This window comes from Massilia sp. UYP34 (assembly GCF_056279385.1).
Genome location: NZ_JBWBRF010000011.1, coordinates 127,056 through 136,197, shown reverse-complemented (window position 1 = coordinate 136,197; position 9,142 = coordinate 127,056). Strand labels below are relative to the sequence as shown.

Genomic DNA, 9,142 nt, shown 5'->3' with positions numbered 1-9,142 from the left:
TCGAAAAACCTGCTGCGCGTTGCATTTTCGGTCGGGCCGCGCAGGTCTGCGATGCTCGCTGTACTCCAGTACAGCTGCGCTTCTCGACCTGCGCGGCCCGACCGAAACTGCTGCCGCTCGCGACGGTTTTCGAGGTGCCCATAACCGTCGGGATCACGCAGTCTCGAACGAGCCCTCGACGGGACGCGGCTTGCCGCGTCCTTTTTCGGACACCAGCAGCTTGAGCCGCCCTTCGAGCACCCGGAATTCGAACGGCGTCGCCATCTTGCTCACCTCGCCATCGGCCGCCACCTTCAGGCGCTTGCGCCCATAGAACGACGGCGTGCGCACCGTCATGCGCTTGAACGCAAAGGCGACGACGTCGTCGCCCGCGCCGAGCTTGCCGAAAGCGCCGCGGATCAAGAGGCCCAGCAGGCCGAGCTTGCCCATCGGCTTGGGCGCCAGCGCCACCAGCTGTCCCTCTTCCACCGCCTCGGTCAGCTCTTCCATCCCGATCTGCTCCATCTGCAGCCGATTATTGCCTACAAACAAGGTCGTGGTCTGCAGGCGTTTTTCCTTGCCATCGAGTTCGAGCGTGATGCGCAGATGGCGGTGGGGTCGCAGCGCCATCTTGACCGCCGACAGGAAGGCGACGAAGCGGCTGCGGCCATATTCGCGCTTGTCGTGCTCGCGTTCTTCGAGCAGCGCCGGATACAAGCCGACGCTGGCATTGACCAGGAAGATCTTGTTGTTGAGCATGCCGATCTGCACCGGCCGCACCTCGGCGCGCAACATCGCGTACACCGCCTCGGTGAGGTCTTCCGGGATGCCGTGGGTGCGACCAAAATAATTGAAGGTGCCTTGCGGCAGCACGCCGAACAGGCAGCCGGCCAGCACCGCCTGGTGCGCAACCGTGTTGATGGTGCCGTCGCCGCCGGCCGCGACCAGCACGCCGTCGTTGGCAAGCGCCTTGCCGGCCATCTCGCGTGCGATGTTTTCCAGCCGGTCAGGGTGTTCGACCACTTCCAGGTGGCAGACCCGGCCCGACTTGTCCATGACCTCGCGGATCGTCGAGATTCGCTCTTCGGTTTCGGAATGCCCGGATCCCGCATTCAGGACAATGTAGAAATGGGCGTCTGGCGGCGGCTCGGTGAATGGCATTGGAGTTCGTTTCGGTAAGCAGGCGTTGTGGATGCCTCATCGTATCACCGTCAATACCCGCGCAAGGTGCGCTACTCAACCCTCCAGATCGGTCAGGTAGAGATCGACTGGCGGCTGGCCGGGCGCCAGGGTGGCGCGGCGTTCGAAACGCAGGCCCAGGCGCTGCAGGAGCGCGATCGAGGCCGCATTGTCGGGCGCGACGATCGCCGCCAGGCGCCGGATGCCCAGCCGCACCGCGAGGCGCACCACCGCCTGCCCCGCCTCGAAGGCGTAGCCGCATCCGCGGTGCTCGGGCAGGAAGGCGTAGCCGATGTCCACGTGCTCCAGGGTGTCGCGCTTGACCAGGCCACACAAGCCGAGCGGCGCGCCGTCCGCCAGCCGCTCGACCAGGTACAGCGAATGGCCGTATTTCTCCTGCATCGCCACCGGTCCTTCGTCCAGGGCGCGGCGCGCGGCGGCGACGGTGCGCAGCTTGCGGTCGCCGATGTGCTCGATGAAGGCGGGGTCGTTCACCAGCGCCAGGTAGAACGGGGCGTCGTCCGGGGTAGCGAGGCGCAGCCGCAGGCGGTCGGTGTCGAGGATCCTGGTCATGGCCGAGATCATACCGCTTTATTTACCGTCCGCTACTCGTCCGCGGTGGGCCAATGGTCGGGATCCTGCAGCAGCTGGTACATCACATAGGCGTCGACATAGCCCAGGCGCTTGTGGCGGAAGGCCTTGGGCAGGGTGCCGACGATGGAAAAGCCCAGTTTCTTCCACAGACCGATGGCGGCGGCATTGGTGCTGACCACGTGGTTGAACTGCATCGCCAGGAAGCCCTGGCGGCGCGCCTCGTTCAGGCTGTGTTCGCCCATCAGGCGGCCGATGCCCGCGCCCTGCGCCGACGGGCTGACCATGTACGAGGCGTTGGCCACATGGTGGCCGCGTCCGGGCTGGTTCGGCGCCAGCCGGTACATGCCCAGCACGCGCCCCGCCGCGCTCACGGCGACGAAGCTGTGCACGCCCTGGCCCAGCCAGTAATGATGGCCGGCCTCGCGCGTGGTCGCGGTGGTGAAGACATAGCTTTCACCGGCCGCCACGTGGGCGCAAAAAATGGTCCAGATCGCCTCGAAGTCGGCTTCGACGGCGGGACGGATGTCGATCTCTCTCACAACGGTCAGTATGCAAATGCCAAAACCCGGCGGTCAGTTATTTTGCCTGAAATCTCACAAATAATCACGGTGCATCCTGGTTTGCGAGTTTGGTGCCCTGAGTGTTACCCTGAGGCAGCCTGAAGTCGACGCCGTCGGGCCGCCCATCGAGATACAGGCGGCTGGCGGCGGCCGGCGCCTCGGCCACCACCCAGCCGCGCCGCAGCACCAGCCGGCGCGCCGCGCGCAGGCGGATCGCCTCGACCGCGGAACCGGCGTCCAGGATCACCAGGTCGGCATGGCAGCCCGGCGCCAGGCCGTACCCTTCGAGCCCCAGGATGCGCGCCGGCGTCGCGGTGACGGCGTCGAAGCACGACTGCATTGCCTCCAGCCCGGTCATCTGCGCCACGTGCAGGCCCATGTGCGCCACTTCGAGCATGTCGCCCGAACCCATGCCATACCAGGGATCGAGCACGCAGTCGTGACCGAAGGCGACGTCGACCCCGGCCGCCATCAGCTCGGGCACGCGGGTCATGCCGCGCCGCTTGGGATAGGTGTCATGGCGGCCCTGCAGGGTGATGTTGATCAGCGGGTTCGCGATCGCCGCCACGCCGCTTTCCGCGATCAGCGGCAGCAGCTTGCTCACGTAATAATTGTCCATCGAATGCATCGAGGTCAGGTGCGAGCCGGCCACCCTGCCCTGCAGGCCGAGGCGCAGGGTCTCCTGCGCCAGCGTTTCGATATGGCGCGACAGCGGGTCGTCGCTCTCGTCGCAGTGCATGTCGACCCGCACGCCGCGCTCGGCCGCGAACTCGCACAGCAGGCGCACCGACTCGGCGCCCTGCGCCATGGTGCGCTCGAAATGGGGGATGCCGCCGACGACGTCCACCCCCATGCCGATCGCACGCTTCAGGTTGCCGAAGGCGGTCGGGCTGCGCAGCAGCCCATCTTGCGGGAAAGCGACCAGTTGCAGGTCGAGGTACGGCGCCACCCGGCGCTTGACCTCCAGCAGGGCTTCCACCGCCAGCAGCCGGTCATCGCAGACGTCGACGTGGCTGCGGATCGCCAGCAGGCCGCGCGCCACCGCCCAGTCGCAATAGCGCAACGCGCGCTCGACCAGGGCGTCCTGGGTCAGCGCCGGCTTCAGCTCGCCCCACAGCGCAATACCTTCGAGCAAGGTGCCGCTGCGGTTCACGCGTGGCAAGCCATAGCTCAGGACTGCATCCATGTGGAAATGGGCGTCGACGAAGGGTGGGCTGACCAGATCGCCGGCAGCATCGATTTCGCGCGCTCCCCTGGCAGCCAGCCGCGGCGCGAGAGCGGCGATGCGGCCGTCGGCGATGCCGATGTCGATGTCGCGCCGGCCATCAGGCAACGTCGCGTTGCGAATCACGAGATCCATGTCAACTCCTATTCATCGCCAAATTGTAGCAATTCAGGGACATAGTCCTTGAGAAATATCAAGCAATGCTGCAATGCAATATTACCCGCTATAAATAAGCCCCCTTTGTGCTTTGCAACACCCACGAATCGTAGGTACACTGCACGATATTGCAGCGCGCCATACTGACGATAGGAAATCCCATGACTTCACTTCCCGAGCAATTGTCCGCAGCATCTACCAGGCAACTGAGCGCCCAGCTGGATGCACAGTTCCGCTTTTTTAATACCTTTGCCACGCAGGCGCTGGACAACGCCAGCCGTCTCATCTCGCTCAATCTGTCGGCCTCGCGCGATTCGGTCGAGCGCTCGTCGCACACTCTGCGCCAGCTGATCGGGGCGACCCAGCCGCGCGACCTGCTGGTGCTGCGCACCCACGCCGAAGAACAGGTGCGCAGCCTGTTCGATTATGGCCGCGAACTGGCCAACATCACCGCCAATGCCCAGCCATACGGCCTGCGCACGATCGCGCCCGAGGCCGCGCCACCGGCCTTCGTCGCGCCCGTGATCCAGGAAACGCCGATCACCGAAGCCGCGCAGGAAGCCGTGCAGGCTACCGTCAAGGCCACCGAAGAGGCCACCGAAGAGGTCACCGAGCAGGTCAAGCAGGCCGCCGAGCAGATATCCGAACCGGCTTTTGCGCCAGAGCCACTCGTGGTCGAGCTGGCCGAGCCGATGGCGACGGCGGCCGAGGTGCAGGCGACCGTCCTCGACGAGCCGGTTCCGGTGTCCGAGCAAAAGCCAATTGCCAAGGCCGCCGTCAAGGGCGCCTCGAAGGCCGCCGCGACGCCGCAACCGCTCGCAGCCCCGGTCGAGGACAAGAATTCGACCACGGTCACCCGCATCGGCACGTCGTCGAAGCGCCGCAAATAGGATCGGCGACAGCATGAGCGAATAACGCCGCGAAATGCGCCGACTAGGCAAAACGACTACACTAGCGGGCTCTGGCCCGCTTTTTTTTTCGGGCGCATTTCCAAGGAAGTCGAATGAGTTTGTCCACGCTGATCGGCGGCTTCGTGCGCCGGCATTGGCGATCCTATGCCTCGTCGGCCGTCATGCTGGTCGGCGTTGCGATCTGCACCGTCCTCATCCCACGCAAGGTCGGCGCCATGGTCGACGCCCTCGCCGCCAACCGTCTCGGCCAGCACGACCTGCTGCTCGGGATCGCCGAACTGGCCGCGCTGGGCGTGGCGATCTACGTGCTGCGGGTCTGCTGGCGCATCCGGCTGTACTCGGCCGCCTACGACCTGGGCGTCGAGCTGCGCACCCGCCTGTACGCGCGCCTGGCGGCGCAGGGCCCGGCCTTCTACGGGCGCCAGCGCACCGGCGACCTGATGGCGCTGGCCACCAACGACATCGACGCCATCGAGATGGCGGCCGGCGAAGCCTTGCTGGCCGCCTTCGACGGCACGCTGACCCTGGCGATGGTGCTGGGGATCATGATGCTGGGCGTCGACTGGCGCCTGGCCCTGGTCGCGCTGCTGCCGTTCCCGCTGATGGGTCTCGCGTTCTGGTACATCTCGACCCACATCCACACCGCCGAAGGCGATGCGCTCAAGCGCTTTTCAAAGCTCAACGACCACGTGCAGGAGTCGCTGTCCGGCGTGCGCACCCTGCGCGCCCTGGGCCTCGAAGGGCGCAGCGCCAGCCAGTTCGGCGAGCTGGCCGGCAATGCGGCGCAAGCCAGCCTGACGGCGCAGAAATGGGAAGCCGCCTACGAGCCGGCAGTCGGCCTCACGCTCACCGCCGCCACCGGCCTCACGCTCGGCCTGGGCGGCTACCTGGTGTGGCAGAACGAGCTCACGGTGGGCGCCCTGACCAGCTTCACGATGTACCTGGGCCAGCTGATCTGGCCGATGTTCGCGGCCGGCTGGGTGCTGACCCTGATCGAACGCGGCCGCGCCGGCCTGGCGCGCCTGCAACCGCTGCTCGACGCCCCGCTCTCGGTCGAGGACAACGGCGAGATCGAACGGGTCGGCCAGGGCGCGCTGGTGCTGGACAAGGTCACCTTCGCCTACGGCGCAGCGCAAGCCGATCCGCGCCAGCCGGCGCTGGACGCGGTGTCGCTGCGGCTCGAGCCCGGCCAGACCCTGGGCCTGGTCGGCCCGACCGGTTCCGGCAAGTCGACCCTGCTGCGGGTGCTGCTGCGCCAGGCCACGCCGCAGGCCGGCCGCGTCGAATGGGCCGGCCAGCCGCTCGAGGCCTATCGCCTGGCGGCCTTGCGCAGCGCGACCAGCTGGGTGCCGCAGGAATCCTTCCTGTTCTCGGCCTCGATCGCCGAGAACATCGCGCTGGCCCGTCCCGGCGCCTCGCGCGCCGAAGTGATCGCGGCGGCGCGGATGGCCGACATCCACGACGACATCCTGCGCTTCCCGCACGGCTACGACACCCCGGTCGGCGAAAAAGGCATCACGCTGTCGGGTGGCCAGCGCCAGCGGGTCGCGATCGCGCGCTCGCTGCTGGCCGATAGCCGCCTGCTGCTGCTGGACGACGCCCTGTCGGCGGTCGACACCGGCACCGAGACGCGCATCCTCGAACACCTGGCCGAGCTGCGCCGGGCGCAGCCGGGACGCGCCGCCATCATCGCCAGCCACCGGTTATCAAGCGTGGTGGCGGCCGACCACATCGTCGTGCTCAAGGCCGGTCGCGTGGTCGAAGCCGGCACCCACGATCAACTGCTCGCGCTGGATGGCTGGTATGCCAGCCAGTGGCGCTATCAACAACTGGAGGCCAGCCTCGATGCCATCTGACGCAAGCCTGGAGAAATCCGTGGAGCGCGGCGAGCTGCGCAACCAGGCGAAGCTCGCCACGCGCCTGCTGCGCCGCGCCGCCGCGCCCGAAAAACGCCACCTGGCCGTCGCCACGCTGTGGCTGATCCTGGCCGCGGCCTTCGAGGTCGTGGGCCCGCTGTTGGGCAAGGCCCTGATCGACAACCACCTGCTGCCGCGCCACCTCGACTGGACGCAGATGGCCCTGCTGCTGGGCGGCCTGGTGCTCACCGGCTGGATCTCGAGCTGGGTGCGCTACCTGCAGCTGATCCGCCTGTCGGGCCTGGCGATGCGCTCGGTGCAGCGCCTGCGCGAATGGGTCTATGGCCATGTGCTGCGCCTGCCGATGGCCTTCTTCGATCGCGCCATCACCGGCCAGCTGGTCAGCCGCGTGACCAACGACACCGAGGCGGTCAAGACCCTGTACATCCAGGTCCTGTACGTCATGCTCGACAACTCGATCGTCCTGGTCGGCACCATGATCGCGATGGCCTGGCTCGACTGGCGCCTGATGCTGATCGTGCTGACCCTGGTGCCGGCGGTGGTGGGCATCGTCTGGCTCTACCAGCGCCTGTCGGCGCCGGCGGTCACGCGCGCCAGGGCCCTGCGCAGCGACATCAATGCCCAGATGGCCGAGTCGATCGGCGGCATGAGCGTGCTACAGGCCAGCAATGCCGAAGCGCGTTTCGGCGAGCGCATCCTGGGCACCAACCGCAGCCACTACACGGCGCGCGTGGCCGAGCTGCGCGCCAACGCCTTCCTGCTGCGGCCCGCGCTCGACCTGCTCAACGTGGCCCTGCTGGCGCTGGTGATCTTCGCCTTCGGCCAGCGCGAAGTCGGCGCGGTCGAGGTGGGCGTGCTGTACGCGTTCGTGAGCTATATCGCGCGCGTGGTGGAACCCCTCATCCAGATCACGATGCAGTTCAGCGGCCTGCAGCAGGCGGTGGTGGCGGCGGCGCGCGTGAACACGCTGCTCGATGAAGCGGGCGCGCCCGAACACGACCCCCAGCGTGCCCACGACGAAGCGGCGTTCGTGGCCGGCGCGCCGGCGGTGCGCGTACGCCACGTCGAATTCGGCTACGCGCCGGGACAGCCGGTGCTGCACGATCTGTCGCTCGACGTGCCGCAAGGCGCCTTCTTCGGCATCGTGGGCCACACCGGCAGCGGCAAGTCGACCCTGCTGTCGCTGCTGCTGCGCTACTACGTGGCCGACAAGGGAAGCATCGAGATCGGCGGCCTGCCGCTGGCCGGCATCGGCAACGAGCGCTTCCGCAACGAGGTCGGCCTGGTGCCGCAGGATCCGTTCATCCTGGCCGCCACGGCGCGCGAGAACATCGACATGGGCCGCGGCTTGCCCCTCCAACGCCTGCAGGCGGCGGCGCGCGCGGCGCACGCCCATGACTTCATCGCCGCGCTGGAAGACGGCTATGAGACCCAATTGGGCGAAGGCGGGTCGCGCCTGTCGTCGGGCCAGAAGCAGCTGATCGCGATCGCGCGCGCGCTGGCGGGCGAGCCGCGCATCCTGCTGCTCGATGAGGCGACCTCGCGCATCGACAGCGCCACCGAGCAGATCGTGCAGGAGGCCCTGGAAGAGTTGCGCGGCAAGGTGACCATCATCGCCATCGCGCACCGCCTGTCGACGATCCGCGACGCCGACCGCATCATCGTGCTCAACCACGGCAAGATTACCGAGGCTGGAGCGCACGAGAAACTGATGCGGATCGAGGGCGGCCTGTACCAGCGGCTGTATCTGTTGCAGCAGATCGCGGTGTAGGGCGGGCCGGGCGCGCGGCCGGCTGCGCCGTCCACCCTGCCTCGACTGCGCCGCAGGTCGTCAGATCCTGCTCCAACTGAAACAACCGGCCGCCGCGCCGCCGCCGCTCACCAGCAGCGCACCGTGCCGGTACAGGTCCAGGCGGCGCGATTGCGGCACCGCCATCACCACCACACCCATGGCGCGGTCGCTCCATACGAGGCGACCGTCAACCGCGTCGAGCGCGGCGAACACCTCGCGCGGGCCGGCGCCGGGGTGGAACACGACGGTGGTCAGGTCCTGCCCCGGCGGCGGCATCAGCGCCCAGGCGCCAGCGGCGGCCGTGCCGGCAGCCAGCAGGGCCAGCACCGCAGCCGAGGTCGCACGATGCGACCCGCCCCCGCCTTCGCCTTCGCCTTCGCCACCATCGTTGCCGCCCTGGCGGCGCAGCCAGCGCCAGCCCAGCGCCAGCGGCGCGATGCCGAACGCGACCAGCCAGAGCAGATCCCACGACAAGGGATTCGGGCTGTCGATGCGGATGCGGTGGATGCCGAGCAGCCAGTGCGAGAGCAGCGCGTCGACCGCATGCCAGGCGCCGAACCCCACCAGCAGCGCGCCCGCCAGTGGCCGGCCCCAGGCAACCGGGCCGCGCCGCTGCGCGCGCCACAGGCCGAACAGGCCAGCCAGTGCGACGACGTACATCAGCAAGTGAAAATAGCCGTCCCACAGCACCTGCAGGCGCAGGTCGTCGATGCCGGGAACCAGGCTCAGAAGATGGTGCCACTGCAGGATCTGGTGCAGCAGGATGCCGTCAAAAAAGCCGCCCAGGGCAAAGCCCAGCGCCGCGCCCCACCTGGCCCATGGCGATCTCAACATGCCCGTCTCCTCATCGATGTCGTGCAGCCAGTATA

The 9,142-nt window shown here is 67.8% G+C and carries 8 protein-coding genes; 3 read left to right on the top strand and 5 right to left on the bottom strand.

Annotated elements, in window-relative coordinates:
* Positions 1–153 precede the first annotated feature (153 nt).
* The 4 genes from ACZ9AQ_RS17135 to ACZ9AQ_RS17120 all read right to left on the bottom strand — a co-directional run bounded on the left by ACZ9AQ_RS17135 (position 154) and on the right by ACZ9AQ_RS17120 (position 3,672).
* A complete protein-coding gene (locus ACZ9AQ_RS17135) occupies positions 154–1,140 on the bottom strand; it encodes a diacylglycerol/lipid kinase family protein (RefSeq protein WP_429205504.1) in 987 nt (328 codons plus the stop codon).
* Positions 1,141–1,215: 75 nt separating this feature from the next.
* The gene (locus ACZ9AQ_RS17130) at positions 1,216–1,731 is read right to left on the bottom strand and encodes a GNAT family N-acetyltransferase (RefSeq protein WP_429205506.1); all 516 of its coding nucleotides are present in this window, start codon (positions 1,729–1,731) and stop codon (positions 1,216–1,218) included.
* A 32-nt stretch (positions 1,732–1,763) separates the two neighbouring features.
* On the bottom strand, positions 1,764–2,291 hold the full coding sequence (locus ACZ9AQ_RS17125) for a GNAT family N-acetyltransferase (RefSeq protein ID WP_429205507.1): 528 nt from the start codon (positions 2,289–2,291) through the stop codon (positions 1,764–1,766).
* A 64-nt stretch (positions 2,292–2,355) separates the two neighbouring features.
* Positions 2,356–3,672, bottom strand: a complete 1,317-nt coding sequence (locus ACZ9AQ_RS17120; RefSeq protein ID WP_429205509.1) for an amidohydrolase family protein — start codon at positions 3,670–3,672, stop codon at positions 2,356–2,358.
* Between the two features lie 182 nt (positions 3,673–3,854).
* Here ACZ9AQ_RS17120 and ACZ9AQ_RS17115 point away from each other — a divergent pair, with 182 nt between their 5' ends.
* The 3 genes from ACZ9AQ_RS17115 to ACZ9AQ_RS17105 all read left to right on the top strand — a co-directional run bounded on the left by ACZ9AQ_RS17115 (position 3,855) and on the right by ACZ9AQ_RS17105 (position 8,252).
* Positions 3,855–4,583, top strand: a complete 729-nt coding sequence (locus ACZ9AQ_RS17115; RefSeq protein WP_429205510.1) for a phasin family protein — start codon at positions 3,855–3,857, stop codon at positions 4,581–4,583.
* Between the two features lie 113 nt (positions 4,584–4,696).
* The gene (locus ACZ9AQ_RS17110; protein WP_429205511.1) at positions 4,697–6,460 is read left to right on the top strand and encodes an ABC transporter ATP-binding protein; all 1,764 of its coding nucleotides are present in this window, start codon (positions 4,697–4,699) and stop codon (positions 6,458–6,460) included.
* Positions 6,450–8,252: an ABC transporter ATP-binding protein gene (locus tag ACZ9AQ_RS17105; RefSeq protein ID WP_429205513.1), complete on the top strand. Its 1,803-nt coding sequence runs from the start codon at positions 6,450–6,452 to the stop codon at positions 8,250–8,252. Before ACZ9AQ_RS17110 ends, ACZ9AQ_RS17105 begins: the two co-directional genes overlap by 11 nt.
* A 60-nt stretch (positions 8,253–8,312) precedes the next feature.
* Here ACZ9AQ_RS17105 and ACZ9AQ_RS17100 read toward each other — a convergent pair whose 3' ends face one another.
* Positions 8,313–9,107: a DUF2243 domain-containing protein gene (locus tag ACZ9AQ_RS17100; RefSeq protein WP_429205515.1), complete on the bottom strand. Its 795-nt coding sequence runs from the start codon at positions 9,105–9,107 to the stop codon at positions 8,313–8,315.
* Positions 9,108–9,142: the final 35 nt, after the last annotated feature.

What these genes read in the sequence shown, in the direction of transcription:
- ACZ9AQ_RS17135 (WP_429205504.1), bottom strand. Translation starts at nt 1,140, where the DNA reads ATGCCATTCACCGAGCCGCCGCCAGACGCCCATTTCTACATTGTCCTG.
- ACZ9AQ_RS17130 (WP_429205506.1), bottom strand. Translation starts at nt 1,731, where the DNA reads ATGACCAGGATCCTCGACACCGACCGCCTGCGGCTGCGCCTCGCTACC.
- ACZ9AQ_RS17120 (WP_429205509.1), bottom strand. Translation starts at nt 3,672, where the DNA reads ATGGATCTCGTGATTCGCAACGCGACGTTGCCTGATGGCCGGCGCGAC.
- ACZ9AQ_RS17115 (WP_429205510.1), top strand. Translation starts at nt 3,855, where the DNA reads ATGACTTCACTTCCCGAGCAATTGTCCGCAGCATCTACCAGGCAACTG.
- ACZ9AQ_RS17110 (WP_429205511.1), top strand. Translation starts at nt 4,697, where the DNA reads ATGAGTTTGTCCACGCTGATCGGCGGCTTCGTGCGCCGGCATTGGCGA.
- ACZ9AQ_RS17105 (WP_429205513.1), top strand. Translation starts at nt 6,450, where the DNA reads ATGCCATCTGACGCAAGCCTGGAGAAATCCGTGGAGCGCGGCGAGCTG.
- ACZ9AQ_RS17100 (WP_429205515.1), bottom strand. Translation starts at nt 9,107, where the DNA reads ATGTTGAGATCGCCATGGGCCAGGTGGGGCGCGGCGCTGGGCTTTGCC.